27 protein-coding genes are annotated in these 24512 nt (G+C 58.4%); 20 read left to right on the forward strand and 7 right to left on the reverse strand.

What is annotated here, in order from left to right:
- Positions 1 to 508: 508 nt before the first annotated feature.
- Together ACQRBV_RS19085 and ACQRBV_RS19090 are read right to left on the reverse strand one after the other, a co-directional pair.
- The gene (locus ACQRBV_RS19085) at positions 509 to 919 is read right to left on the reverse strand and encodes a hypothetical protein (protein WP_161549633.1); all 411 of its coding nucleotides are present in this window, start codon (positions 917 to 919) and stop codon (positions 509 to 511) included.
- A 288-nt stretch (positions 920 to 1207) separates the two neighbouring features.
- Positions 1208 to 1756, reverse strand: coding sequence for a hypothetical protein (locus ACQRBV_RS19090; protein ID WP_411984365.1), 549 nt, complete (start codon positions 1754 to 1756; stop codon positions 1208 to 1210).
- 48 nt (positions 1757 to 1804) lie between these two features.
- On the opposite strand from ACQRBV_RS19090, the gene ACQRBV_RS19095 reads away from it, so the two are divergent.
- Entirely contained in the window at positions 1805 to 2095 is a 291-nt protein-coding gene (locus tag ACQRBV_RS19095) for a terminase small subunit (protein ID WP_427877928.1), read from the forward strand.
- 533 nt (positions 2096 to 2628) lie between these two features.
- On the opposite strand, the gene ACQRBV_RS19100 is transcribed toward ACQRBV_RS19095, so the two are convergent.
- Complete coding sequence (locus tag ACQRBV_RS19100) at positions 2629 to 3054, reverse strand: hypothetical protein (protein ID WP_411984364.1); 426 nt, start codon at positions 3052 to 3054, stop codon at positions 2629 to 2631.
- A 183-nt stretch (positions 3055 to 3237) separates the two neighbouring features.
- Between ACQRBV_RS19100 and ACQRBV_RS19105 the strand changes: the two genes are divergently transcribed.
- From ACQRBV_RS19105 to ACQRBV_RS19120, 4 genes are all read left to right on the forward strand, one after another.
- Complete coding sequence (locus ACQRBV_RS19105) at positions 3238 to 3579, forward strand: hypothetical protein (protein ID WP_060755600.1); 342 nt, start codon at positions 3238 to 3240, stop codon at positions 3577 to 3579.
- A 165-nt stretch (positions 3580 to 3744) separates the two neighbouring features.
- Entirely contained in the window at positions 3745 to 4227 is a 483-nt protein-coding gene (locus ACQRBV_RS19110) for a DUF2867 domain-containing protein (RefSeq protein WP_411984363.1), read from the forward strand.
- 179 nt (positions 4228 to 4406) lie between these two features.
- On the forward strand, positions 4407 to 5294 hold the full coding sequence (locus ACQRBV_RS19115; RefSeq protein ID WP_411984362.1) for a tetratricopeptide repeat protein: 888 nt from the start codon (positions 4407 to 4409) through the stop codon (positions 5292 to 5294).
- Between the two features lie 325 nt (positions 5295 to 5619).
- The gene (locus ACQRBV_RS19120; protein ID WP_199777919.1) at positions 5620 to 5778 is read left to right on the forward strand and encodes a hypothetical protein; all 159 of its coding nucleotides are present in this window, start codon (positions 5620 to 5622) and stop codon (positions 5776 to 5778) included.
- Positions 5779 to 5831: 53 nt separating this feature from the next.
- Here ACQRBV_RS19120 and ACQRBV_RS19125 read toward each other — a convergent pair whose 3' ends face one another.
- Positions 5832 to 6068 (reverse strand): hypothetical protein, encoded by a 237-nt coding sequence (locus tag ACQRBV_RS19125; protein ID WP_145977757.1) that lies wholly within the window; start codon positions 6066 to 6068, stop codon positions 5832 to 5834.
- Here ACQRBV_RS19125 and ACQRBV_RS19130 point away from each other — a divergent pair.
- The 5 genes from ACQRBV_RS19130 (at position 5977) to ACQRBV_RS19150 (ending at position 10522) form a co-directional block, all read left to right on the forward strand.
- Complete coding sequence (locus tag ACQRBV_RS19130) at positions 5977 to 6417, forward strand: hypothetical protein (protein WP_240202570.1); 441 nt, start codon at positions 5977 to 5979, stop codon at positions 6415 to 6417. The two genes, ACQRBV_RS19125 and ACQRBV_RS19130, sit on opposite strands and share 92 nt — an antisense overlap.
- Before the next feature lie 157 nt (positions 6418 to 6574).
- A complete protein-coding gene (locus ACQRBV_RS19135; RefSeq protein ID WP_161549628.1) occupies positions 6575 to 6727 on the forward strand; it encodes a hypothetical protein in 153 nt (50 codons plus the stop codon).
- Positions 6728 to 6923: 196 nt separating this feature from the next.
- On the forward strand, positions 6924 to 7775 hold the full coding sequence (locus ACQRBV_RS19140) for a DNA/RNA non-specific endonuclease (protein ID WP_090370333.1): 852 nt from the start codon (positions 6924 to 6926) through the stop codon (positions 7773 to 7775).
- Positions 7776 to 8004: 229 nt separating this feature from the next.
- On the forward strand, positions 8005 to 8295 hold the full coding sequence (locus ACQRBV_RS19145; protein WP_104994102.1) for a hypothetical protein: 291 nt from the start codon (positions 8005 to 8007) through the stop codon (positions 8293 to 8295).
- Between the two features lie 115 nt (positions 8296 to 8410).
- Entirely contained in the window at positions 8411 to 10522 is a 2112-nt protein-coding gene (locus ACQRBV_RS19150; RefSeq protein WP_411984361.1) for a TonB-dependent receptor family protein, read from the forward strand.
- Positions 10523 to 10552: 30 nt separating this feature from the next.
- On the opposite strand, the gene ACQRBV_RS19155 is transcribed toward ACQRBV_RS19150, so the two are convergent.
- Positions 10553 to 12382 carry a sigma-54-dependent Fis family transcriptional regulator gene (locus ACQRBV_RS19155; protein WP_244699480.1) on the reverse strand — a complete coding sequence of 610 codons (1830 nt, stop codon included), beginning with the start codon at positions 12380 to 12382 and terminating at the stop codon, positions 10553 to 10555.
- Between the two features lie 340 nt (positions 12383 to 12722).
- Here ACQRBV_RS19155 and ACQRBV_RS19160 point away from each other — a divergent pair, with 340 nt between their 5' ends.
- From ACQRBV_RS19160 to ACQRBV_RS19185, 6 genes are all read left to right on the forward strand, one after another.
- A complete protein-coding gene (locus ACQRBV_RS19160) occupies positions 12723 to 13817 on the forward strand; it encodes an ABC transporter ATP-binding protein (protein ID WP_060755702.1) in 1095 nt (364 codons plus the stop codon).
- Complete coding sequence (locus tag ACQRBV_RS19165; protein ID WP_411984360.1) at positions 13817 to 14914, forward strand: ABC transporter ATP-binding protein; 1098 nt, start codon at positions 13817 to 13819, stop codon at positions 14912 to 14914. Before ACQRBV_RS19160 ends, ACQRBV_RS19165 begins: the two co-directional genes overlap by 1 nt.
- Positions 14911 to 15777, forward strand: a complete 867-nt coding sequence (locus ACQRBV_RS19170) for a carbohydrate ABC transporter permease (protein ID WP_060755593.1) — start codon at positions 14911 to 14913, stop codon at positions 15775 to 15777. Before ACQRBV_RS19165 ends, ACQRBV_RS19170 begins: the two co-directional genes overlap by 4 nt.
- A 10-nt stretch (positions 15778 to 15787) precedes the next feature.
- Entirely contained in the window at positions 15788 to 16588 is an 801-nt protein-coding gene (locus ACQRBV_RS19175) for a carbohydrate ABC transporter permease (protein WP_060755592.1), read from the forward strand.
- Between the two features lie 10 nt (positions 16589 to 16598).
- A complete protein-coding gene (locus ACQRBV_RS19180) occupies positions 16599 to 16871 on the forward strand; it encodes a DUF2160 domain-containing protein (protein WP_104994099.1) in 273 nt (90 codons plus the stop codon).
- A 160-nt stretch (positions 16872 to 17031) separates the two neighbouring features.
- Complete coding sequence (locus ACQRBV_RS19185) at positions 17032 to 18774, forward strand: ABC transporter substrate-binding protein (protein WP_060755590.1); 1743 nt, start codon at positions 17032 to 17034, stop codon at positions 18772 to 18774.
- 291 nt (positions 18775 to 19065) lie between these two features.
- On the opposite strand, the gene ACQRBV_RS19190 is transcribed toward ACQRBV_RS19185, so the two are convergent.
- The gene (locus tag ACQRBV_RS19190; RefSeq protein WP_060755589.1) at positions 19066 to 19497 is read right to left on the reverse strand and encodes a hypothetical protein; all 432 of its coding nucleotides are present in this window, start codon (positions 19495 to 19497) and stop codon (positions 19066 to 19068) included.
- A 168-nt stretch (positions 19498 to 19665) separates the two neighbouring features.
- Here ACQRBV_RS19190 and ACQRBV_RS19195 point away from each other — a divergent pair, with 168 nt between their 5' ends.
- The gene (locus ACQRBV_RS19195; protein WP_090370346.1) at positions 19666 to 20667 is read left to right on the forward strand and encodes an ABC transporter substrate-binding protein; all 1002 of its coding nucleotides are present in this window, start codon (positions 19666 to 19668) and stop codon (positions 20665 to 20667) included.
- A gap of 77 nt (positions 20668 to 20744) precedes the next feature.
- On the opposite strand, the gene ACQRBV_RS19200 is transcribed toward ACQRBV_RS19195, so the two are convergent.
- Positions 20745 to 21533, reverse strand: a complete 789-nt coding sequence (locus ACQRBV_RS19200) for an AraC family transcriptional regulator (protein ID WP_104994096.1) — start codon at positions 21531 to 21533, stop codon at positions 20745 to 20747.
- 85 nt (positions 21534 to 21618) lie between these two features.
- Between ACQRBV_RS19200 and ACQRBV_RS19205 the strand changes: the two genes are divergently transcribed.
- The 3 genes from ACQRBV_RS19205 (at position 21619) to ACQRBV_RS19215 (ending at position 24389) form a co-directional block, all read left to right on the forward strand.
- Positions 21619 to 22617 carry a bile acid:sodium symporter family protein gene (locus ACQRBV_RS19205; RefSeq protein ID WP_060755586.1) on the forward strand — a complete coding sequence of 333 codons (999 nt, stop codon included), beginning with the start codon at positions 21619 to 21621 and terminating at the stop codon, positions 22615 to 22617.
- 104 nt (positions 22618 to 22721) lie between these two features.
- Positions 22722 to 23081, forward strand: coding sequence for a type 1 fimbrial protein (locus ACQRBV_RS19210; RefSeq protein ID WP_411984359.1), 360 nt, complete (start codon positions 22722 to 22724; stop codon positions 23079 to 23081).
- A gap of 123 nt (positions 23082 to 23204) precedes the next feature.
- A complete protein-coding gene (locus ACQRBV_RS19215) occupies positions 23205 to 24389 on the forward strand; it encodes a sugar transporter (RefSeq protein ID WP_205345064.1) in 1185 nt (394 codons plus the stop codon).
- Positions 24390 to 24512 lie beyond the last annotated feature (123 nt).

A 24512-nucleotide genomic window follows, 5' to 3' on the forward strand; every position in this document is an offset into this window, starting at 1 on the left:
GCTGCCGAGGATCTCGGCAGCGCCCTCGATGTTCTCGTTTCCATCCTCAAGTCGGAGGCCGAAATTAGATACACGACCCCATCCAGTTCGAAGAGCACGCCGCCGCATATCCATAGCGCCCTACGGTTCACGTCCTGGCAGAGGGTTGAGGTATGGCTGTGCCGGACGCTGAATTGTGAGAGTTGCGTGCGCTGTGACAAGGCGCCGGACTACATTGATCGCCGCAAACAGTAACCCGCGCCAGGTTTTCGAATGCGCCAAATCGTGGTGTGAGGTTTTGCAGATGGGCAACGTCACCTGCCTGCATCATGCGCTCCCGATGAGCCAGGGCATCAACAAGGCCCTGACCGATCGTGAAAGCGCCATCGCCAATGCTGCCGGTCTGTCGCAGTGAGTGCCTGTAGTTCTGCTGCGCGGCGTGCACATTTTCAGATCTCAAGGAGGCGAGATGAGTGGGGTGTACTAATGTAGATCTACGCCTAATTATATTGGGTGGTGATAGAGCGCTCTAAAGACAAGGTAGTGAGCGGGCTGCGTTCACTGCGAACGCAATGATCACAATTCCACCGACAATGATCACAGATAGATTGACCCATGGTTTTGACTTTTCTTTGAGGCTTTCCATAGTCCAGACAACGTTGGCCGTGGCAAAAAAAACTGAAGCCACTATTACTATAATGCCCAATGCCAGTTTGAAAAAACATAGACTGCCCGTTGCGCTATAAAGACTTGGAAGTCCGAGCAGCATCGCAACACAGATACCCATATTTCGCAAGCTGTCAAAAATAGTCTTCGTGTCAGCTAATTTGTTTTCTTGAGAAAACCACTTATAAATAGAGCTGTTGCTTATGCAATTGCATTTTTTTGGATGATCTTCATCATCTTTTACGGGTGGAGTAATACTGTTCTCGTTCGACATCGTTACACGCTCCATATGGTAGTAAAGGCATGATGTCATATTGACATCATCTTTTCTACTGATTTTTTAGCGATTAAATTTGTGCTGTTCGGCTAAGTTGCGTAGAAATTTAGCCCCAAAGCTCACTTGAACATCAGTTAGACTTTGGTATTCGTCTCATGCCGGCTAAGGAAGATAGGACCTGCTTAAGGCATAGATCCTTGCTGATACCAGTAGTATTAACGACGAAGACCATGCCCATCTAGTGGGTGTAGACATCTGGGGCATTTGGGCTTTATCGAGCTTTTCTCAGAAAAGTACATAGCTAAACGGGGTGCGCGGGATACGAGCCGTAACCGTCCTTGTTTCGTGATATGGCTGCCCAACTCCATTGAGCTTGTCCTCAACCATAGCCCTCACATCAACTTCTGGGTCGTATGTGAAGATGCCCAAAGCCCAAATTGATCTTAGATCTAGCTCCGACTTTCGTATCTTGGCGACTTTGGCGAGGTCAGCGACCATATTCGTAAGGCAGTTCCCTAGCTGAAAGTGTTGCTTTATCTCAAGCGCAGCGTAGCGATCCCTTGGCCAGTGTTTTTTTCTGATGATGAAGTCCGGTTTGAAAAAGTACCTCATTTTTTCTCTGCGATAGTCAAACTCAACTGCGTACTCGCGCTCCCACACAGGTTCGGAAATATGCTCTGACAGGAAGCGAGCGAATTCGACTTGAAACCAAATTTCCCATCCGGTTATCTCTTGCTCCTGGATGACTCTCAGGGCTGACCGAATATCAGGCTTTTTAAAGAAGTCGTTGAGAAGGCTATGCATGTATTCAAAGTCAGATTGGGGCTTTTTCATCTTCATTCCTAGTGTTTCGTCCGGCATCGCTTCCTGCGGTGCGTACTGATACCGGCATTCCGCCATCATTTCAAGCCCTGCCCGAGCGAGGCACCAAGGAATTCCTATGGCGCTGACAGCAAAACAGCAGCGCTTGTCGATGAGTACCTGCTAGATCTAAGTGCCACCCAATCTGCTATCCGTGCGGGCTACAGCACGAAGAAGGCGCGGCAGAAAGCATACAGACTAGAACTTGTCAAAACTTGGCATCAAGGCAGCGCTCGAAAAACGTATGCAGTCAAGGTCGGCGCGCACCGAGATCAATCCAAGATATGGTGCTTCACGAACTGGCGAAGATAGGCTTCAGCGACATCCGCAAGGTCGTCAGGTGGGGTGAGAGGCAAGTCGGTATGGTAGACGGTGAAGGTGACGGACCTGAGGAAATGGTGCCGTATCACGGCCTAGCGTTGATCGACTCTACCGAGGTGGACGACTCAACGGCAGCCATTGCTGAGGTCTCTCAAGGTCGTGACGGACTGAAGTTAAGCTGCACGACAAGAAGGGGGCGCTGGTAAACATCGGTCGTCACGTCGGCATGTTCACTACGCCTGGTGCTGAACTCGATGCAGAGCTGAAGCTACTAGAGTCGAGAAGCGCCGTGCTGAACTCAAACTGATAGAGAAGGGTGGTGGTAACTCCAACGCCCAGCTACTGGCTGATCTGATCGCGAGGTTGCCGTCATGATGAGCAATACCATTAACCTGATGCTGGATTGCCAGCTCTCTCGCTGGTATGCGTAGTGGAACAATTCTTATGGGGCGCGCTACTGGATAGCGTCGTCTGATCGTAGGGCATCCCCACGCTGGGCTTTCTGTGTCTGGTATTTCGAAATCTCAGCGAACCCAAAGCCAAATGGCTACCAGACCAAGCGCTGTGCCTAGCGCCACCCAAGCAAAAGCGATTGGCGCCTCATATGCTTTTCTCGACGGTGTCGCTATGGCGAGCAATGCTCCGATGAGGATGCCCGGAAAGCTGAAGAGGTAAAAAAGCCAAGCCATGGCTTCCGTAGCCCAGATGTCGAAAAGGTACAAGTACAGCGCCATGGTGATAGCTATACCGCCCAGCGTCCCCCGTGACGCTTTGCATAGCAGCGTGATGCAAAGAACTGCCGCCTGTGGTAACCAGTAACCCGCGAAATTATCCAGGAAATACTCGTTTTTAGGGCTTATGTAGGCTGCAACGGCGAGGCCCAGCGCAATACCCATTAGGGCCACGGATGTGTCAGTGGATCGTGGTGCGTTTTTTTTCGCCAAACTCATTCCTTGATCCTTGTCGCGGGCTGAAAGCTGCCGGGTGTCCATGGGCTTTGCGAAAAATATAAACCGTTCAGTGTAATCAAGACTAGGAAGACTAAACCCGTTCCCCTGTGACTGGCATTCCATCCACGCTGGATGGCTGGTCAGGTACGCGCTACAGTCGATGTTTTCCTGGGGAGGATAACAATGAAAGTCTGGCTGCCTTTGATCGCGGCAATCATGCTCGTCGGTTGTGCGGATAGCGGACCGATAAAGGTCGGTCCTGATACCTATACGATTTCAACCCGAGTTGCGTTGGGCGGTCCGGCGTCTGCAAAAGGTCAGGCGCTTAAAGAGGCGAATGTGTTCTGCGAGTCGCAAGGTCGTGAGATTCTTCTGGATCATATGCAAGCGAGTGAATGCGCATTGCACGGTGGTTGCGGCGAGGCGGAGATTTTTTTCTTCTGCATGGCAAAGGGCGACCCGCAGCTTAAGCGCCAAAGATACAGCCCTGACCCAACGCAGAAGATTGAAATAGATCAACGCTGATTTTTGATTGGATCGCAGTCACTGTGCGTGGCAATGCTGCTATTTCGCCAAACCTAGGATGGAGCGACATGCAGATTTTGATAGCGGTCGTATCACCAGCATGAAAGCAGATGGTCGACCCCATCTAATCGGAGTGGCCGGTCGAGGCAATTCAGGGAGAAACGCTTGGTAGCCATATCCGCAGTGCATACGCTACGCCCACCACCCGATCTTGATTACTACGACGTCAGGTCGACCCCACTTCCTCGCGAAGTCACGGCCCTCGAGGTTTGGAACATCGTTACGGCGGGGCATGGGGCTCTAATGCAGCTGGCCTTTCGAATTCGAGACAGGATCTCCTCGCTGTTTGGTGTGAGGCGCATAGGCGGATTTTCAGGGCGAAGTCGAGAGGCGGTGCTTGAGGGGGATTACCTGGATTTCTTCCTGGTGGAGCATAGTGCGCCTGACGTGCTGGTTTTGACTGAGCGTGACCGGCACCTGGATGTCATGATCTGCCTCTCCATAGTTGATCGCGTTCTCACGATTACTTCTTCAGTCGTGACGCATAACCTGTTTGGACGCATTTATATGCTCCCGGTAGGTCCGGTCCATAAGCTGATCATCAATAGCGATATGAAGCGGCTCAGGCGCAAGCTTGAAGAGGGCTGATGTACTGTAGTCGTCCGGTCAACATATCTTCCTGGCTCTCGTTATATAAAAAAGCGGTTCGTGTACTCAAGGGGTCTAAACAGAGTGCTCAATAGGATGTTTGCTGCTGTATCATTTTGCGTTTGAGACGGCTGCCTTATCGGCAGGGGTCGCAGTAGGGTAAAGAGGGAACTTGGCAGATGAATAAGGCAGTAACAGTTGCATTGATGATGTGGTCGATGTACGCGGGTGCGGAAAATAAAACTTATGATCTCAGCCCGGTTTTCAACAGCGCACTCAAGGCAGAGTTTACAGGCGTAGCTACCAGCCGTGGCGAAACGATTGCTGGCGCTTTGATTGATAAAAACGGTAAAAAATTTATCCTTTCCGATACCTGCGAGCCCGAGGGTGGAAATGCTGAGCTAAAAGATGCGTTTGTAGTCACCGCCAAGAAAAACTATTTCTTATTCATATGTGCCTGGCCTGTCCAGCATCGAGGCCTTGGCATCAACGGTGTCGAGTATGAAGTATTTTTATACGAGGGCGAGCATTTAAGTGCGCTTGAGAAAAACGTCGTATTTTCTCGAGCTCTTTCTGGCTATGAGGGAAGCCTGGAGGAGGGTGGGTATAGTTACGCATGGTATGTGTCACGTAAAATTACCAAAGGTAAACTCATTGAACTTGAGTCGGGCAGGTCGACGGACTCGCTGGGTTTGGCTCACCAAATAGTCTTGGCTCGTCTGAAGGACGAGGATTATGAAGGTGTCAAGGCATACCTGGATGCTGACAGAGTTGCGCAGTTGAATCGAGAGTTTCCTGTTGGAAAGTCAAATATCGTTATGTATAACGATTTTGGCTACGCACTTGGGCAGGCTGGTGAAAATGACTTGGCTTATAAAGTGCTCAAGTCTGTTGAACAGATTTCTCCTGATCGAATGGTTCTACAGCTGAATATTGCGGACGTTTTGTGGGCGTCTGATAAACAAACAGCAAGAAGCTACTATCATAAATATGTTGAGTCTATGCGCCAGGCCGGGAAGGAAAAGTTAATTCCGCGAATCGTACTGGATCGAATAAGTTCAACCTGAAAGCACTATAGGGGTGCATTTATTTAATAAAGTGTAAAGAGCACCCAGCCTCATACCCCGCTGCCTCGAAACCGGGGAGGGGCCATGTCGCATTTCGCGTTTCCTGAAGCGTGTCTGAAACTGACGCTGGGCCGGGAAAAGAGCTACGTAGCACGGCCTCGGCCTCCCACCTCAATCGTCAACCCGTCTAGATCAATGGTTGCGACGCAATTCAGGGTTGCCACACCCGCTTTTGCCGACTACCCTGAAAATGTTTGAAATATTACAAACAATTTAGGGCGCGACCCATTCCAGGGTTGTGCGACTTCAGGACGAGGAACGAAACATGTTTTCACATGAAGGTACCGCAATAGAGCTGTTGCTTTTCATATTTTCCTTGGCTGGCGTGCTTCTGGTCGCCTGGTTCATTCACCATCAATACGAACGAAAGACCGGAAAAGGCGTTAAAAAACAACAAAACCGCAGTGAAGGGCGCTCAACCTGAGCTTGCTGCCCTGCGTCTTCTCTCGAGCCAGTCATTGATGACTGGCTTTTACCTTAAAAGCGCTCCCCGTTTAGCCCCAGACCTGCCCGATTGCCCGCGTTGATTGCTGCGTATCCATTTGTCGCTTGAGTTGAACTGGATGTAACAATGTGTGTCAGATATGACATGCAGTTCAACCCCAGCCCGATGGACTCCTCCATGCGTTTTAAAAAGAAATCCTTAGTTGCCGTTGTGTCGTGCGCAATGTTGTTTGCGGCTGCGCCGCTGCTGCCTGCGGGACTGTCAGTCATGGCCTCTGCCTATGCCAAAGACGGCGGCGGGCATGGCGGTGGCGGCGGTAACGGCGGCGGCGGGGGTGGGCATGCGGGCGCGGGGCACGCGGCGGGCTCCGAGGGTAAAGGACTCGCTGAAGGTCACGAAGCCGACCATCAAGGCAGGGCGGTTCGAGATCACGGCGTGAGTGGCAATCATGTTGGGCGCGCTCTCAAAAATGATCGGGGCCATGGGCTTGCCACATCCGGTGTAGCGCACTCCAAAACAACCCAGGGACTATCCAAGGCCACGGCGATCTCGGCGACTACGCCCGGGGATCACAACCTGAAGGGACTGAGTCAGGCCGGCACCTCAACTTCCCACTAATTGGCGTTCGCAACTCACCGGACCGCAGGTTGGGTGGGGTTTGTGAATCCAGCTTTCAGGACATTCAGAATGAAGCGCGCAGCAGTAATACTCTTGGCCACCACCGGCCTTCTCCTGCTGGGGGGCTGTGTGCCTGTGTGGGACGACGGAGGCGGGTATGGCCGTGATCATTACAGGCACTACGATCATGACCGCAGGTACTACGACCAGGGCGATGACAACGATCAGGGGCGAGGCCGTCGCTACGATGATCGTCGGTATGACCGCAATCACGGCCGTGATCGCGATGATCGGGATGACTGACGCCTGAACAGTCGATGGCAGCCTGTAGCGTTACAGGCTGCCATTTCCTACGCACTATCGAAGAAAATACCCTCCCCGAGACAGTCACAGTCCTTACATTGAAACCTTCTTGTGGTTGAATGCGTGCGTCAGACAACGGAGGAACCGTTGTAGCTGATTTCCGAATGATCGGTACGATTGCTTCACCCACAAGGAGTTACACCATGCAAGGAAGTCTGCAGTTCAAGCACCTGCCGTTTTTGTTGATCCCGCTGATTGCCGCCTGTACCACCACCGATAGAACACGCGAGCCTGCGGTTGCCATCCAGGCGATGCCGGGGCAGGTGCCGGCGTTCGATAACTGTGGCGTAGGCTGCCCCACCGGCGGCAGTCCGCTGACGCTGAATCGCCAGGCATACACCCTGAACAACAACGGCTCGACCAAGTTCGCCAACTGGGTGTCGTACCGAATCACCAAGAACACACCGGCGAGCGGCCGGGCGCGCAATTGGGCGACGGACCCGGATATTCCGCCCGGAGAAACCCTCGACCCCGTGGATTACAACGGCGCCAATGTCGCCCTCAAGGTCGACCGCGGCCATCAGGCCAACCTCGCGTCAATGGCCGGTGTGGCGGACTGGCCAACCCTCAATTACTTGTCGAACATTACCCCGCAGAAGGCTGATCTGAACCAGGGCCCTTGGGCGCGCCTGGAAGACCAGGAGAGAAACCTCGCCAAAGAGCCCGGCGTGGACCAGGTGTATGTGGTCACCGGGCCACTGTACGAGCACTTTGTCGGCACGCTTCCCGGTACGAACAAGGTCCACACCATCCCCAGCGGCTACTGGAAAATCATCTTTGTCGGCAGTTCGCCGCAGGACGGCATTTACGCCTCGTTCGTGATGAACCAGGAAACCCCGAAAGGCGCGGCTTTCTGCGATTATCAAGTGACCGTGAACCAGATCGAGGAGCGATCCGGGCTGACGTTCTGGAGCAATCTGCCGCAACCGGTTCAAGCCGCGTTGAAAGCGAAGCAGGGGCAACTGCCTGCGCGCATCGGTTGCAACAAAACCTGAGGTTCGGCGGCATGAGCGTTACCGGCGCGTCGGCCTCGATATACGCACATGTCTGCTGCTGATTAATTGTTTGCCGGTGCAGTGACCTGCACCGTCGCAGCCTCCATCGATCTGACAGTGCGGCATTTCCTTTTCCTGCGTAGGAATCGGACGATCCGCTGCCCGTTCCCTTGAAACGCCGCCCCCGTCGGCCATAGCCTCGGACTTTTCTTAAAAACGAGTGCGTGCTTTGGGTAAGCGAAAAAAGGTTTGGCCGACGGATCGCGAAATTCGCCTGCGATTTATCCTCTTTGCCGTGATCGACGCCGCGAGCGTCCAAGGAGTTGGCGCGAGTGTGTTGTTGCCCGCACACAAACTGCTGCGCGATTCGCCGACCGAAACGCAGTTACGCGACGCCCTCGCCGAAATACTGTCCGAGGATGAAATGCAGGGCTTCAGGTTCCCACTGGGGTCGGAGGCGGATGAGTTGATGAGGGCGTTGCAAGCTTCGCCGGATCAGGGCCAGTCGGGCAGCCATTGATTGGCGGCAGGGCGGCGCGTCAATAAGACGTGACCTCAGGCAGTCCCCCGTCTTCCCATCACAGTTCGCGTGATGGCCACGGCCTGTCATGCCCCTGTATTTCAAGGACCTGCCCATGCTGTTGCGACAACCTCCACTGCTTTTTGCCGCTCTGGCCTTCAGTTCAATGGTGCACGCCGAAGAGCTGCAATTGGCGCCGGTCGAAGTCACCAGCAACGAAGCCAGCACCGATGAAGTGGCCCGGGCCCAGCTCCAGGCCGTGCCCGGCGGCACCAATTTCATCGACATGAACAGCGTGCAACAGGGCCGCGTCAGTAGCAACGAAGACGTGTTCAAGTATCAGGCCGGAGTGTATGCCAAGGCGGCCAACAACGAGGGCGTAAAGCTCTCCATCCGTGGTTCGGGTTTGAACCGCAGCCCCGGCGCCCATGCCTCCGGGCTTTATGAAATGCTCGACGGCTTGCCACTGACCGGCCCTGGCGGCACGCCCTACGAACTCAAGGACCCGTTGTGGCAGAGCCGGGTCGAGGTGTTGCGGGGCGCCAACGGGTTTGATCAGGGCGCGCTGGCGCTCGGTGGTTCGGTCAACTACGTCACCCGCACCGGCTACGACGCGCCCAAGCTGCAGGTACGCTATGAAGCGGGCAGTCGCGGCTACACCCAGCGTGAGATCAGTTCGGGCCAGGTCCTGGGGGACGCGGATTACTACCTCAGCCTCACCGATTCGGCGTCCGACGGCTACCAGCAGCAGAGTGCGGGTACCGGCAAGGGTGTCGCCGCCAACTTCGGCTATCGCTTCAACCCCAACCTGGAAACGCGTTTCTATTTGCGCTATCGCGAAACCACCAACGACACCCCGGGCAAACTCACCCGCGCCCAGATCAGCCACGACTCGCGGGCGGCCAACAGCCTCAATGTCGCCCGTGATTCCAAGCGCTTGCAACCCGGCTCCACCTGGATCGCCAACAAGACCACTTTGCTGCTGGACGACTATTCCCGCATCGAAGTCGGCCTCGCTTACCACGACTACCCGATGGACCTGCGCGAAGGCACCAACCGCCTGAAAGTGGCTTACACCGATATCAGCAGCACCCTCAACTATATCCGCCAGGACACGCTGTTCGGTCACGACAGCAACACCACGGTCGGCCTGCGCACCACCCAGGCGATGCCCAACAACGGCGCCTCGGAATATGTGCGCACGCCTGCCGGGAACACCGCCGGCTACGCACCCGGCACCAAGACCCGCGACTACAGCTACCTGGGCTCCGACACCGTGCTGCATATCGGCAATGACCTGGAACTGGTCCCCGACCTATGGCTGACCACCGGCCTGGCGGCGATCTACACCCGTCGCGAAACCCAGGTCACCTATCCCGATGGCCAGGCGCCGCTCAGCCAGCACGATTGGGACTACGCCCCACGTATCGGCCTGCGTTATGACTTCACCCCGCAATTGCAGGTGTACGGCAACCTGAGCCGTTCGGTCGAGCCGCCGCATGCTTGGTCGATGATCTGGGGTTCCAACCAGTATTTTACGGGTGGCCCGGCCAAGGGTTTGGCGCGTGAAGGCGTAAGCCTGAAAAACCAGACCGCCACCACCCTGGAAGTCGGCGGCCGTGGCGAGCAATGGTTCGGCCAGTGGGACCTCGCGCTGTACCGTTCCGAAGTGCGCCACGAACTGCTCACCGTGGAAACCCAGGCGCAGACCGCTACCACCAATGCCATCACCGCCGAAAACAACGCCAGCCCCACGATTCATCAGGGCGTGGAACTGAGCCTGCTCAGCCCGTTGTGGAACGGTGGTCGCACCGGCCAGCTCGCCCTGCGCCAAGCCTACACCTTCAGTGACTTCCACTACCGCGACGACGACCGCTTCGGTGGCAACACCTTGCCGGGCATTCCCAAGCACTACTACCAGGCGCAACTGCGCTACAGCCATCCGACGGGGTTGTACACCAGCCTCAACACCGAACATGCGTCGCGGGTGGCGGTGGACTACGCCAATTCCTACTACGCCGCGGCGTATACCACACTGGGCGCTACCTTCGGCTACGACGCGCCCAAGCAGGACTGGCAGGCGTGGGTCGACCTGCGCAACCTCACCAACCGCCGCTACGCCAATACCGTCACCCCGGGTTACGACGACAAAGGCATGGACCTGGCCCGGTCCACCCCGGCGGATGGCCGAGGCATCTACACCGGCGTGTCATGGAGCTGGCGTTGAACGGCTGCGGCACGCATGAGCGGGGCGGGCTCAGCCGTCGTTCTGGCGCAGACGCTTGTACAGGGTATTGCGGCTGACGCCCAGTTCCCGAGCAAGGTGGGAAATGTTCCCGCCTACTGCCCTCAAGCGTTGTGTCAGGTCCAGGTCATCAACTGGGTATGCCTGGGGCGGTGGCGAAGCACCTTTGAGGTCGACAAAAAAGTCATCCGGCAGGTGTTCAGGGCGCACCGGCTGGTCTTCCGCCATCGCCAACGCGACCTGCAACACACTGCTGGCCTGGCGCAAGTTCCCCGGCCACGGGTGTTGCTCGAACAACCTCAGCACTTCAGCGCTTAAACCGGCGCGTTGGCTGGGTTCCCGGTGTTGCTGCCACAGTTGCTGGAACAGTGCCTGCTTGTCGGCGCGCTCGCGCAGGGGCGGCAACTCCAGGGCCAGGCCGCCAATGCGGTAGTACAAATCTTCACGAAAGCGGCCGGCCTGCACCCACTCGCGCAACACGCGATTGGTGGCCGAGATAATGCGCAAATCCACCGGGAACAGTTGGCTGCTGCCCACCGGTTGCACGCAGCGCTCCTGCAGCACCCGCAGCAAACGGGCCTGCGTCGGCAGCGGCATATCGCCGATTTCGTCGAGGAACAACGTGCCCTTGTCGGCCTTGCGGATCAGGCCAATGCTGCCTTTCTGGCTGGCGCCGGTGAAGGCGCCTTTTTCATAACCGAACAGCTCCGACTCCACCAGTTCCGCAGGAATCGCCGCACAGTTCACCGCGATAAAGGCCTGCCGGCTGCGGGAACTGGCCAGGTGCAGGGCCTTGACGAACACCTCTTTGCCCACGCCGGTCTCGCCATGGATCAGCAGCGGGATATCCTTCTCCAGCAGACGCTCGGCCTGGCGGACGGCCTTCTCTACGCGGCTATCGCCGAAGTGCAGGGCATTGAGGCCAATCCCGCTGGGGCTTGGCGATGTCGGTTCACTCGGCGCTGGCGCCGTGAAGACCCGCGCCTGCACCGGGGTTTTCTTCGGCCGTTTCAATACGCATTGGAAGCGGTTGCGTCCTGCGGCCTGGAGTGAAAACGGCAACCCCTCCGGTTGGTTCAGCAACTCCAGCAACGACACTTTGAACAAACTGTCGATCATCACTCGCGACAGGCTGATGCCCAGCAAATTATCCGCGCGACGGTTGGCCGACAGCACCTGGCCGCTCTCATCAAAGATCAGCAGGCCCGCCCATTGGCTGTCGAGGTTGTTCAGGCCGGTGTTGAAGGTCAGTTGGAAATGTTCGCCGCGAAACAGGTTGAGGATCAGCCGATTCTCCACGGTCTGGCTCATCATCTTGACCATGCCCAGGGTGTGGGAGGGGGGCAGGTAGCTGTCACTGGACACATCCAGCACCGCGATGATTTCACGCTGCGCATCGAAGATCGGCGCGGCCGAGCCGGTCATGAAGCGGTTGGCCTTGAGGAAATGTTCGTCGTGCTCGATATGCACCGCTTGGGCACAGGCCAGCGCCGTGCCGATGGCGTTGGTGCCGGTGGCGCGTTCCTGCCAACTGGCCCCGGCATTGAACCCACGCGCGAGGGTCGGCGTGATAAAGCGCTGGGTGCCCCACGAGGTCAGGACCTGGCCCTGATTGTCGGCCAGCATGATCAGGCAGTTGGAGTTACTGAGGATGTTTTCGTAATAGGGCAGCACTTCCTGGTGGGTGGTCTGCACCAGAGAATGCTGGCTTTCCAGCAATTGGCTGATGCCCTCGGCGGGCAGCAGGTCGAAGCTGGGAGCACTCTGGTGGTCCAGGCCGAAGGCGCGGCAACGGCGCCAGGATTCCTGGATAAGCGTGTCGTGAGCCAAGGGAGCGGCCATGGGGCGACCTTCTTTTTATTGTTATGGGATCTTGCACAATCCAGCGGTCATGTGGGAGGAGGCTTGCTCCCGATGACGGTACGACCGCCACCCATGAATCGACTGACACACCGCCATCGGGAGCAAGCCCCCTCTCACAATTGACCTGCATTGTGTGGGCGATCGAGTCTGAACAGTGTTGTTCAGTACTGTTCATTGTCAACCCCAGGTTGTTCATTTGTGTTCACGTCTGAACAGGCTGTTTTACGCTTTTCCTTGCACATCAAGCGCTTGTGGTTTTGGCATGAATCTGGCTTTGACATCGGGCCAGATCCATTCCAATAAGAAAAAAGGGCGCGCCATGTCATTGACCCTGGAGCATGTGTCCCGCGTCGTCGAAGGTCAAACCTGGATCGACGACGCCAACCTGCGCTTCGAAGCCGGTTCGTTCAACGTATTGCTCGGTCGCACGCTCTCCGGCAAAACCAGCCTGATGCGCTTGATGGCCGGCCTGGACAAGCCCGACAGCGGCCGCATCCTGATGAACGGCGTGGACGTCACCCAGCGGCCGGTGCGCTTGCGCAACGTGTCGATGGTGTACCAGCAATTCATCAACTACCCGACCATGACCGTGTTCGAAAACATTGCCTCGCCATTGCGCCAAGCGGGGATGGCCCAGGACTTGATCCAGAGCAAAGTGCTGGAAACCGCCAGGATGTTGCGCATCGAAAAATTCCTGCAACGCCACCCGCTGGAACTGTCCGGTGGCCAGCAGCAGCGTACGGCCATGGCCCGTGCACTGGTGAAAGACGCCGAACTGATCCTGTTCGATGAGCCGCTGGTGAACCTGGACTACAAACTGCGTGAAGAACTGCGTCAGGAAATGCGCGAACTGTTCAAGGCTCGCCACACCATCGCCGTGTATGCCACCACCGAACCCAACGAGGCCCTGGCGCTGGGGGGCACCACCACCATTCTTCACGAAGGCCGGGTGATCCAGAGCGGCAAGGCTGCCGAGGTGTACCACCAGCCGCAGACGGTGCTGGCCGCCGAGCTGTTCTCCGAGCCGCCGATCAACCTGATGCCCGGGCGTATCAGCGGCAACGAGGTGAGTTTCGCGAATTTTGTACACTTCCCGCTGAACGTCGATCTGCGCGGGCTCGGTGAGGGCGAGTTCCGTTTTGGCGTGCGCCCCAGCCATATCAGCCTGGTGCCGAGCAATGATGATGATCTGGAGTTGGCCGTGACCGTGGAAGTCGCCGAGATCAGCGGTTCGGAAACCTTCCTGCATGTGCGCAGCGAACACTTCTTGCTGGTGCTGCACCTGCCGGGGGTGCATGAGTACGATGTCGACGCGCCGATCCGCGTGTATATCCCCACCCATAAACTGTTTGTGTTCGATGGCCAGGGGCGCTTGCTCCAGGCGCCCGGGCGTCGTATCGCGAGGGTTGCCTGATGGCCGAGATCCATTTGCAGAACCTTGCCCACAGCTACAGCCCTACGCCGAGTGGTCCAGAGGACTACGCCATTCGCGAAATGGACCACGTGTGGGAGCAGGGTGGTGCCTACGCGCTGCTGGGGCCGTCAGGCTGTGGCAAGTCGACCTTGCTCAATATCATCTCCGGCTTGCTCAGCCCATCCGAAGGCCAGGTGCTGTTTGACCGCCAGGTGGTCAATCAACTGACCCCGGAAAAACGCAACATCGCCCAGGTATTCCAGTTCCCGGTGGTGTACGACACCATGACGGTGTTCGATAACCTCGCATTCCCGCTGCGCAACCAGGGCATGGCCGAGGCGAAAGTGCACAGCAAGGTGCAGGAAATTGCCGAAGTCCTCGACTTGCAAAACCTGCTGGACAAAAAAGCCCGCAACCTCAGCGCCGACGAAAAGCAGAAAGTCTCCATGGGCCGCGGCCTGGTGCGTGATGACGTGTCGGCGATCCTGTTCGACGAACCCTTGACGGTGATCGACCCGCACCTCAAGTGGAAGCTGCGGCGCAAGCTCAAGCAGATTCACGAGCAGTTCAATATCACCATGGTCTACGTCACCCATGACCAGCTTGAGGCGTCGACGTTCGCCGACAAGATTGCGGTGATGTACGGCGGGCAGATCGTGCAGTTCGGTACGCCGCGTGAACTGTTCGAGCGGCCCAGCCACACCTTTGTCGGTTATTTCATCGGTAGTCCGGGGATGAATCTGATCGACGTGCGGGCCGAGGCGGGCGGCGTGGCGTTTGCCGGCACCTTGCTGCCGCTGCCTGAGGCGCTGCAGCAGCGCATCGTCGAGACGAACTACCGGAAACTGCAGGTGGGGATTCGCCCGGAATTTATCCACGTGTGGGACGAGCACAACCCTGACGCACTGCAGGCGGATGTCTGCCATCTCGAAGACCTCGGTACCTACAAGATCATGACCCTCAACCTCGACGGCGCACTGCTCAAGGTCCGCCTGGCCGAAGACAAACCGGTGCCCGCAGGCAAAGCCTCGATCAGCTTCCCCGCCCAGTGGCTGATGGTCTATGCCGACGACTACCTGCTGGAGGTACAGCCATGAACAAGGTGCAGAACAACAAGGCCTGGTGGCTGGTGCTGCCGGTGTTCCTGCTGGTGGCGTTCAGTGCGGTGATCCCGATGATGACCGTGGTCAACTATTCGGTGCAGGACATCTTTGACCAGTCCAGCCGCTACTTTGTCGGCGCCGACTGGTACAAACAGGTGCTGCTCGACCCGCGTCTGCACGACTCATTGCTGCGCCAGTTCATCTACTCGGCCTGCGTGCTGCTGATCGAAATTCCCCTGGGCATTGCCATTGCCCTGACCATGCCGACCAAGGGCCGCTGGTCTTCGCTGGTGCTGATCATCCTCGCCATTCCGCTGCTGATCCCCTGGAACGTCGTCGGCACGATCTGGCAGATATTCGGCCGCGCCGACATTGGCTTGCTCGGTTCCAGCCTCAACGCGCTGGGCATCAGCTACAACTACGCGGCCAACACGGCGGATGCCTGGGTCACCGTATTGATCATGGATGTCTGGCATTGGACGTCATTGGTTGCGCTGCTCTGCTACTCGGGGCTGCGCGCCATTCCTGATGTGTACTACCAGGCCGCACGCATAGACCGTGCATCGGCCTGGGCGGTATTCCGGCATATCCAGTTGCCGAAGATGAAAAGCGTGCTGCTGATCGCCGTGATGCTGCGGTTTATGGACAGCTTCATGATCTACACCGAACCCTTCGTACTCACCGGTGGCGGGCCGGGGAATGCCACCACGTTCCTGAGCCAGACGTTGACCCAGATGGCCGTCGGTCAATTCGACCTTGGCCCGGCGGCGGCGTTTTCCCTGGTGTACTTCCTGATCATCCTGTTGGTGTCCTGGCTGTTCTACACCGCCATGACCCATTCCGACGCCAACCGCTGAGGCCGCCAACATGAGCAAGCGCAAGGTCATTCCGCTGTTGGTCTACATCCTGTTCCTGCTGGTGCCGATCTATTGGCTGTTGAACATGTCGTTCAAGAGCAACACCGAAATCCTCGGCGGGCTGACGCTGTTTCCGCAGGACTTCACCCTGGCCAACTACAGGGTGATTTTCACCGACCCGAGCTGGTACACCGGCTACCTCAATTCGTTGTACTACGTGAGCCTGAACACGCTGATCTCCTTGAGCGTGGCGTTGCCGGCGGCCTATGCGTTTTCGCGCTACCGCTTCCTGGGCGACAAGCACCTGTTCTTCTGGTTGCTGACCAACCGCATGGCGCCTCCGGCGGTGTTCTTGCTGCCGTTTTTCCAGCTGTATTCGTCCATCGGCCTGTTCGACACGCATATTGCGGTGGCCCTGGCCCATTGCCTGTTCAACGTGCCATTGGCGGTGTGGATTCTGGAGGGCTTCATGTCCGGCGTGCCCAAGGAAATCGACGAAACTGCCTACATCGACGGTTATAGCTTTCCCAAATTTTTCGTGAAGATTTTTATCCCGCTGATTGGTTCGGGCATCGGTGTCACGGCGTTTTTCTGCTTCATGTTTTCCTGGGTCGAACTCTTGCTGGCGCGCACCCTGACTTCGGTCAACGCCAAGCCCATCGCGGCGGTGATGACCCGCACGGTTTCGGCCTCGGGTATCGATTGGGGCGTGCTGGCAGCGGCGGGGGTGTTGACCATCCTGCCCGGCATGCTGGTGATCTGGTTTGTTCGCAACCACGTGGCCAAGGGCTTTGCCCTGGGCCGGGTCTGAGGAGTCGATCATGGAATGGATGGCCTGGACCACCCCCACAGCCCTGTTCTTCGGGGCGATTGCCCTGTTGCTGGTGGGCATGACCACATGGGAGCTGCGCTCGCCGAGTATTGCACGGCGCGGTTTTTTACCGATCAGCACCACCCGTGGTGATCGGCTGTTTATCGGTCTTCTCGGCAGCGCCTACCTGCATCTGCTGGTAATCGGCGTCACCGGCTGGAGCATCTGGGTGGCCGGCGTGCTGTCCCTGATGTGGCTGTTGTGTGTGATGCGTTGGGGCTAGGCAAACGCCCTGTAGGAGCGAGCTTGCTCGCGAAAAACTCGAGAACACCGCGAGCATCCAGAATGCCCGCGTTATCGTTAACGATTTTCGCGAGCAAGCTCGCTCCTACAGGGGCTGTGTGGCGGTTGTAGTCCCGTTCGAAATTAACCAGGAGGTCTCTATGTTCGATAAAAACAATAAGCTGCGACATAGCATTTCATTGGCTGGCGTACTGGCTCTCAGCGGTTTGAGCGCTACGGCCTGGGCGGATGCATATGAAGATGCCGCGAAAAAATGGATCGGCAGCGAGTTCAAACCGTCCACGCTCACCGACGCGCAGCAGCTCGAAGAGTTGAAGTGGTTTATCAAGGCGGCGGAACCGTTCCGTGGGATGAAGATCAACGTGGTGTCGGAAACCCTCACCACCCACGAGTACGAATCCAAGGTGCTGGCCAAGGCGTTCAGCGAAATCACCGGTATCAAGCTGACCCATGACCTGCTGCAGGAAGGTGACGTAGTCGAGAAGCTGCAAACCCAGATGCAGTCCGACAAGAATATCTACGACGGCTGGGTCAACGATTCCGACTTGATCGGTACGCACTTTCGCTACGGCAAGACCGAATCCATCACCGACCTGATGGCCAACGAAGGCAAGGACTTCACCTCGCCGACCCTGGATATCAAGGACTTCATCGGCACCTCCTTCACCACCGCGCCGGACGGCAAGCTCTACCAGTTGCCTGACCAGCAATTCGCCAACCTGTATTGGTTCCGTGCCGACTGGTTCGAGCGTCCGGAATTGAAAGCCAAGTTCAAGGAAAAATACGGCTATGAGCTCGGCGTGCCGGTGAACTGGTCGGCTTATGAAGACATTGCCAAATTCTTCAGCGAAGACGTCAAGGAAATCGACGGCAAGCGCATCTATGGGCACATGGACTACGGCAAGAAAGACCCGTCCCTGGGCTGGCGCTTCACCGACGCCTGGTTCTCCATGGCTGGCGGCGGCGACAAAGGCTTGCCTAACGGCTTGCCGGTGGACGAATGGGGCATTCGTGTGGAGGACTGCCACCCGGTCGGTTCCAGCGTGACCCGTGGCGGCGACACCAACGGCCCGGCCGCCGTGTTCGCCACGCAGAAATATGTGGACTGGATGAAAGCCTACGCTCCGCCGGAAGCGGCGGGCATGACCTTCTCCGAATCCGGCCCGGTGCCGTCCCAGGGCAACATCGCCCAGCAGATCTTCTGGTACACCGCGTTTACCGCCGACATGACCAAGCCGGGCCTGCCGGTGGTGAACGCCGACGGCACGCCGAAATGGCGCATGGCGCCATCGCCGGTTGGGCCTTATTGGGAGAAGGGCATGAAGAAGGGCTATCAGGACGTAGGCTCCTGGACCTTCCTCAAATCGACACCGGAGAAACAGAAACTCGCGGCCTGGCTCTACGCCCAGTTCGTGACCTCGAAAACCGTCTCGCTGAAGAAAACCATCGTGGGTCTTACGCCGATTCGGGAGTCCGACATCAACTCCCAGGCCATGACCGACCTGGCGCCGAAACTCGGTGGCCTGGTGGAGTTCTACCGCAGCCCGGCACGGGTGGAGTGGACCCCGACCGGCACCAACGTGCCGGACTACCCACGCCTGGCGCAACTGTGGTGGAGCAACATCGCGGCCGCCGCCAGTGGCGAGAAAACCCCGCAACAGGCCCTCGACAACCTGGCCAAGGAACAGGACGCGATCATGACGCGCCTGGAACGCTCCAAGGTGCAGCCGGTGTGCGGTCCGAAAATGAACCCCGAGCGTGACGCGCAATACTGGTTCGACCAGCCGGGCGCGCCGAAGCCGAAACTGGCCAACGAGAAACCGAAAGGCGAAACGGTGGCTTACAGCGACTTGCTTAAATCGTGGGAGGCAGCGCGTAAATAAGCCTGTTCAGCTGGAAAAGCGGAAACCTGTGGAAGGGGGCTTGCCTTAATGCCAGTCAGTTAAATGGTGGGATGTAGAACACATCATCGTAGTGAGCGGGCTTGCCCCGCGCTGGGTGGCGCAGCCGCCCCAAACCCAGGCACCTCGGTTCTACTGAAATACCGCGGCGTCTTTGGTGGGGCGGCTTTGCCACCCAGCGCGGGGCAAGCCCGCTCACTACGGAGTTTGGTCGCGGCAGGTTCTCTAAACTGACGGGCATTAGGGCTTGCCTCCTTTCACGTTGCTCCCGATCTAGGCCGCCGCTTGTGGCTGGAGGTGCAGCTCACCTTCCACGTCCTTGACCAACCCACTGGCCAGAAACAACGGTGCCAGGCGCTTGTGCAGTTGCGGCTCGACGAACTCCTTCACCGTGTCCAGTGCCAACACGCCGCTGAGCGGCAACTCGGCTTTGGTGTACGACAGCCATGCCTTCTTCAACGCTTGCAACACATCGCTACCTGCCGTGGCGGCGAAGCGGCGGTGGGTGGGTTTGCCGTCGAAGTTGAACGTGTGCTGGAAGGCGTAGCCGGTTTCATCGCCATTGGCCGCCGCGCATCGAACGCAGGTGCACGGGCCGTCGCCGAACGCGCTGTGCAGGTAGGCGTTGAAGTCCACCACGGGTTTGAGTGACAGGCGCTTATCCACCTCGAACAGGTCACCGGTCATTTTTTCGTCAGTGTTCAACGGCCATTTCCTCGCAGACATGTAGCTGTTTTTCAAAGCGCGAAACAATACCAGCCGAGCGGGGTTTTGGGGATTATTTGCATAACAATAGATCCCGATATTCTTTTCCCGTCTTAAAAATCGCCGCTACGCTCCATCACCTTCTTAAAAAGCGCGGCAGACCCCTACATGACTTTCAAGCGTTCCTCCCTGACCCTCCTGGCTGCTGCGAGCGCCTTGATCAGTCTCGGCGCCCAGGCCGAAGGCAAGATCAGCATCGCCCAGCAATTCGGTATCGGCTACCTGATCCTCGACGTGGTGCGCGACCAGCACCTGATCGAAAAACACGGCAAGGAACAGGGGCTGGACATCCAGGTGGAATGGAACAGCATTTCCGGCGCCACCGCGATGAATGAGTCGCTGCTGGCCGGTGCCCTGGATGTGGTCTCGGCGGGTGTGCCACCCATGCTCACCCTGTGGGACCGCACCAAGGGCAAGCAGAACGTCAAGGCCATCGCCTCCCTCGGTTCGATGCCCAACTACTTGCTGACCAACAATCCCAAGGTGAAGACCCTCAAGGACTTCACCGAAACAGACCGCATCGCCGTGCCTGCCGCCGGTGTAGGGTTCCAGTCGCGCACCTTGCAGATTGAGACCGCCAGGCAGTTCGGCGATGCGAACTACAAGAAGTTCGACGATATTTCCATCAGCCTGGCCCATCCCGACGCGACCGCCGCGTTGATTGCCGGTGGTTCAGAGATCAATTCGCACTTCTCCAGCCCGCCGTTCCAGTATCAGGAGTTGTTGAACCCCAACGTGCACAAGGTGCTCAGTTCCTACGACATCCTGGGCGGGCCGGCGTCGTTCAACGTGCTCTACACCACGCAGAAGTTTCACGACGAGAACCCCAAGACCTACAAGGCGTTCTATGCCGCCCTGGCTGAAGCCGAGCAGATCATCAAGGCCGACAAACCGGCCGCCGCCAAGGCGTATATCCGCGTGGAGCAGTCCAAGCTGCCGTTGGACCTGGTGGAAAAAATCGTCCAGGACCCGGAAATCGACTTCACCATCGTGCCCCAGCGCACCTTTATCTATGCCGAGAAACTCCAGGAGCTTGGCGTGTTGAAGAACAAGGCCGGGAGCTGGAAGGACTACTTCTTTGAAGAGGCCCATGGCGGCAACGGCAGCTGACCGGCCTGTGGGATGAGGCGCTGTTATTGTGGCGAGGCAGCTTGCTGCCGTCGGGCCGCGAAGCGGCTCCAGCCAGATCAGCGAAAAAACTCACCTGGAGTGGCATCAAACTGCTGGCGAAACGCAGCAATGAACGCCGACGTCGACTCATACCCACACCCCAATGCCACATCCGTGACTCGCTCGCCTCGTTCCAGGGCGGGCAGGGCGCTCAGCAGTCGCAGGCGCTGGCGCCAGGCGCGAAAGGTCAGCCCCGTATCGCTCAGGAACAAGCGGCTGAGCGTCTTTTCGCTGACGCCCAGCTTCCCGCTCCAGTGCCCCAGCGTGGTCTGTTGCTCCGGGTGCAGGTTCAAACTGCGGTAGATCTGGCGCAGCCGTGGGTCATGGGGCAGCGGCAGCATCAAATCCACCTGCGGGGCGGCGGCGAGCTGGTCGAGCACCACCTGGGCCAGGCGTCCATCCGGGCCATCCTCGGCATACTCCACCGGCAGCTCGCTGAAGCTGCGGATCAACTCGCGCAATAAACTGCTCACCTCCAGCACCTGGCAGCGCTCGGCCGCCCAGGTAGTGACGCTGCAATCGAGGTACAAACTGCGCATTTCGGTATGCGGCGAACTGAACACGCGGTGCGGCACACCTGCGGGAATCCACACCGCGCGCTGGGGCGGTGCAACGAACCGGCCGGCACTGGTCTGGATTTCCAGCACGCCGGAAATCGCGTAGGAGAGCTGCACCCACGGGTGGCTGTGCCGGCGCGTCAAGGCGCGGTTGGGCAGGGATTCGGTACGCCCATACACCGGCCGCGGCAGGCTGGACAGCCCGGGGACACTGCGGCGCACGGTTTTATCATGTCCTTTCGGCGGCATTTACTGGCTCATTGGCGTTAGTCGGTAACAAGCCGTTACGTTAGAGTCGCGATGACGCGTTTTGCAACCCCTGGACGACTTGCTCATGACCCGCCCACGTTTTCTACCGGATAACTTCACCCTGACCCTGGTGGCCACGGTGATCATTGCCTCCCTGTTGCCCGCCACCGGGCCAACCGCCGTTGCGTTCGGCTGGGTGACCAACCTGGCCATTGCGCTGCTGTTTTTCCTGCACGGTGCCAAACTGTCACGCCAGGCCATCGTCGCCGGCGCCGGCCATTGGCGCCTGCACTTGCTGGTGTTCAGCCTGACCTTCGTGCTGTTCCCGTTGCTGGGCCTGGCGCTCAAGCCGTTGCTCTCGCCGCTGATCGGCAAAGACCTGTACATGGGCATGCTGTACCTCTGTGCGTTGCCGGCCACCGTGCAATCGGCGATCGCTTTTACCTCGCTGGCGCGCGGCAATATCCCGGCGGCGATTTGCAGTGCGGCGGCGTCGAGCCTGTTCGGTATCTTCCTTACGCCGTTGCTGGTGACGCTGTTGCTCAATGTTCATGGCGAGGGCGGCTCCACCGTCGACGCGATCCTGAAAATCAGCGTGCAACTGCTGCTGCCCTTTATTGCCGGGCAGGTTGCCCGGCGCTGGATCGGTGATTGGGTCGGGCGCAACAAATCCTGGCTGAAATTCGTCGACCAGGGGTCGATCCTGCTGGTGGTGTACGGCGCGTTCAGCGAAGCGGTGAATGAAGGCATCTGGCACCAGATCCCGCTGTGGGAACTGGGCGGTCTGGTGATCGCCTGCTGCGTACTGCTGGGCCTGGTGCTGGTGGCGTCGACGCTGCTGGGCAAGGCGTTCGGCTTTAATCAGGAAGACCGCATCACCATCCTGTTCTGCGGCTCGAAGAAGAGCTTGGCGACGGGCGTGCCAATGGCCCAGGTGTTGTTCGCCGGGGCGACCATGGGCGTGCTGATCCTGCCGCTGATGCTGTTCCACCAGATCCAGTTGATGGTCTGTGCGGCGTTGGCGCAGCGTTATGCCAAACGGCCGGAAAGCATTCCAGAATTGATGGGGCAAGTGGACCCGTAGGGGAGCGTCGCCTGGCTATCAGGCGATTCTTAAAGCGACGAAATTTCTCAAGTCTGCACCCGAACGGACGATGACCTTCTTAACAACCCAGAAGGAGCGTCGTCATGAACGTTATACGTTTGTCAGTGGTTACGGGCTTGCTCGCGGTATGGGCGGGGACCTGCATGGCCGCCTCCTCGGGGGTCATTCAATTTCACGGCAGCATTGTCGAGCCCGGTTGCGATTCCGCCACGCCGGGCGGCTCCACCGTGGCCTTCAATGGCTGCCCACAGGCCATGCGCGGCAGCCGCTTCGAGGTGCAGCCCGTGGGCAGCGTACAGGCGCTGGGCAATGCGACAGCCAACGTCAAGCTGGTGGCCGACAGCAGCAATGGGCGTTATTACGACCAACGGTACCTGCTGGTGGATGCGGGTGGAAAGCCGATTCAGTCGGGGGCCTACATCGTCACCATGACCGCGCCTTGATCACCCTGACGGCTTTTTGATCAGGAACATCGCCAACGCACCGCCGAGAAACCTATAGAATGCTCGGCGGCGGCGCTTGTCCCGGGTGGCCGCTTGATCACCGTCAGAGTACCGCGCCAACCCATGAGCCTTTCAGCCACAACCCCCCAAGCCAACTGGCAACCGGTCATCGCCCTCGCACTGGCCGCCTTTGTGTTCAATACCACCGAGTTCGTGCCCGTCGGGCTGCTCAGCGCTATCGGCGCCAGCTTCGACATGCCCATCGCCAGCGTAGGGCTGATGCTCACCATCTACGCCTGGATCGTCTCGTTGACGTCATTGCCGGTGATGCTGCTGACCCGCAACGTCGAACGGCGCAAATTGCTCATCGTGCTGTTCGGCCTGTTTATCGCCAGCCACATCCTCTCCAGTGTGGCCACCAGTTTCGGCGTGCTGATGCTCAGCCGTATCGGCATCGCCTTGTCCCATGCGCTGTTCTGGTCGATCACCGCATCCCTCGCGGTGCGCCTGGCGCCGGCAGGCAAACAGGTGCAGGCACTGGGCCTGCTCGCCACCGGCACCTCCCTGGCGATGGTGTTGGGCATTCCCCTGGGCCGCCTGCTCGGTGAAGCGATGGGCTGGCGCACCACGTTCCTGGTCATCGGCGCGTTCGCAGCGGCCCTGGTGTTCTGGCTGGCGCGCACCTTGCCGTTGTTGCCGAGCCAGAACTCCGGCTCGTTGCGTAGCCTGCCGCTGCTGTTCAAGCGCCCGGCGCTGGTGGCGCTCTACGTGCTCACCGCCATGACGGTGACGGCACAATTCACCGCCTACAGCTACATCGAACCCTTCGTCGAAGGCGTGGCAGGCATGGGCGGCAACGCCGTCACCCTGATCCTGCTGGTATTCGGCGGCGCCGGCATCATCGGCTCGCTGCTGTTCAGCCTGATACACCGCTTCAACCCCCATCTGTTCGTGGTCGGCACGGTGTTCCTGTTGGCGGCGTGCCTGGCCTTGCTGCTGCCGTTGAGTGGCGCAGAGGCCTATCTCGTCGGCCTGAGCGTATTCTGGGGCATCGCGATCATGGGCTTCGGCCTGGCCATGCAGTCCAAGGTGCTGGTGCTCGCACCGGACGCCACCGACGTGGCCATGGCAATGTTCTCCGGCATCTACAACATCGGCATCGGCGGCGGCGCCCTGATGGGCAGCTGGGTCGGCAGCCACTTCGGCTTCGCCTGGATCGGCGCCGCTGGCGGGTTGCTGGCAACCCTGGCATTGATCGGCTACTGCTTGGCCATCCGACGCTTCGGGCAAGGCGTAACGCCTACCTGAATACCCCATACGTGGCCTCGCCGCCCGTCGTGCTTTTAATCTGCTTTTGATCTGCCATTTGGTTACTTTGGGGCTCCTTTCCAAAGTGACCCGCTGTAAGAGCGGAACCCTAAGCCGCCGTTA

It is taken from the genome of Pseudomonas sp. R11F (assembly GCF_050312575.1).
GTDB classification, from domain to species: domain Bacteria; phylum Pseudomonadota; class Gammaproteobacteria; order Pseudomonadales; family Pseudomonadaceae; genus Aquipseudomonas; species Aquipseudomonas palleroniana.

Bases quoted from the DNA above. Each gene is read 5' to 3' on its own strand.
- ACQRBV_RS19100 (WP_411984364.1), bottom strand. From the start codon at position 3,054: ATGAGTTTGGCGAAAAAAAACGCACCACGATCCACTGACACATCCGTG.
- ACQRBV_RS19210 (WP_411984359.1), top strand. From the start codon at position 22,722: ATGAACGTTATACGTTTGTCAGTGGTTACGGGCTTGCTCGCGGTATGG.
- ACQRBV_RS19120 (WP_199777919.1), top strand. From the start codon at position 5,620: ATGTTTTCACATGAAGGTACCGCAATAGAGCTGTTGCTTTTCATATTT.
- ACQRBV_RS19205 (WP_060755586.1), top strand. From the start codon at position 21,619: ATGACCCGCCCACGTTTTCTACCGGATAACTTCACCCTGACCCTGGTG.
- ACQRBV_RS19175 (WP_060755592.1), top strand. From the start codon at position 15,788: ATGAGCAAGCGCAAGGTCATTCCGCTGTTGGTCTACATCCTGTTCCTG.
- ACQRBV_RS19140 (WP_090370333.1), top strand. From the start codon at position 6,924: ATGCAAGGAAGTCTGCAGTTCAAGCACCTGCCGTTTTTGTTGATCCCG.
- ACQRBV_RS19130 (WP_240202570.1), top strand. From the start codon at position 5,977: ATGCGTTTTAAAAAGAAATCCTTAGTTGCCGTTGTGTCGTGCGCAATG.
- ACQRBV_RS19135 (WP_161549628.1), top strand. From the start codon at position 6,575: ATGGCCGTGATCATTACAGGCACTACGATCATGACCGCAGGTACTACG.
- ACQRBV_RS19180 (WP_104994099.1), top strand. From the start codon at position 16,599: ATGGAATGGATGGCCTGGACCACCCCCACAGCCCTGTTCTTCGGGGCG.
- ACQRBV_RS19105 (WP_060755600.1), top strand. From the start codon at position 3,238: ATGAAAGTCTGGCTGCCTTTGATCGCGGCAATCATGCTCGTCGGTTGT.
- ACQRBV_RS19150 (WP_411984361.1), top strand. From the start codon at position 8,411: ATGCTGTTGCGACAACCTCCACTGCTTTTTGCCGCTCTGGCCTTCAGT.
- ACQRBV_RS19085 (WP_161549633.1), bottom strand. From the start codon at position 919: ATGTCGAACGAGAACAGTATTACTCCACCCGTAAAAGATGATGAAGAT.
- ACQRBV_RS19125 (WP_145977757.1), bottom strand. From the start codon at position 6,068: ATGACTGACAGTCCCGCAGGCAGCAGCGGCGCAGCCGCAAACAACATT.
- ACQRBV_RS19185 (WP_060755590.1), top strand. From the start codon at position 17,032: ATGTTCGATAAAAACAATAAGCTGCGACATAGCATTTCATTGGCTGGC.
- ACQRBV_RS19170 (WP_060755593.1), top strand. From the start codon at position 14,911: ATGAACAAGGTGCAGAACAACAAGGCCTGGTGGCTGGTGCTGCCGGTG.
- ACQRBV_RS19200 (WP_104994096.1), bottom strand. From the start codon at position 21,533: ATGCCGCCGAAAGGACATGATAAAACCGTGCGCCGCAGTGTCCCCGGG.
- ACQRBV_RS19195 (WP_090370346.1), top strand. From the start codon at position 19,666: ATGACTTTCAAGCGTTCCTCCCTGACCCTCCTGGCTGCTGCGAGCGCC.
- ACQRBV_RS19090 (WP_411984365.1), bottom strand. From the start codon at position 1,756: ATGAAAAAGCCCCAATCTGACTTTGAATACATGCATAGCCTTCTCAAC.
- ACQRBV_RS19115 (WP_411984362.1), top strand. From the start codon at position 4,407: ATGAATAAGGCAGTAACAGTTGCATTGATGATGTGGTCGATGTACGCG.
- ACQRBV_RS19160 (WP_060755702.1), top strand. From the start codon at position 12,723: ATGTCATTGACCCTGGAGCATGTGTCCCGCGTCGTCGAAGGTCAAACC.
- ACQRBV_RS19155 (WP_244699480.1), bottom strand. From the start codon at position 12,382: ATGGCCGCTCCCTTGGCTCACGACACGCTTATCCAGGAATCCTGGCGC.
- ACQRBV_RS19215 (WP_205345064.1), top strand. From the start codon at position 23,205: ATGAGCCTTTCAGCCACAACCCCCCAAGCCAACTGGCAACCGGTCATC.
- ACQRBV_RS19165 (WP_411984360.1), top strand. From the start codon at position 13,817: ATGGCCGAGATCCATTTGCAGAACCTTGCCCACAGCTACAGCCCTACG.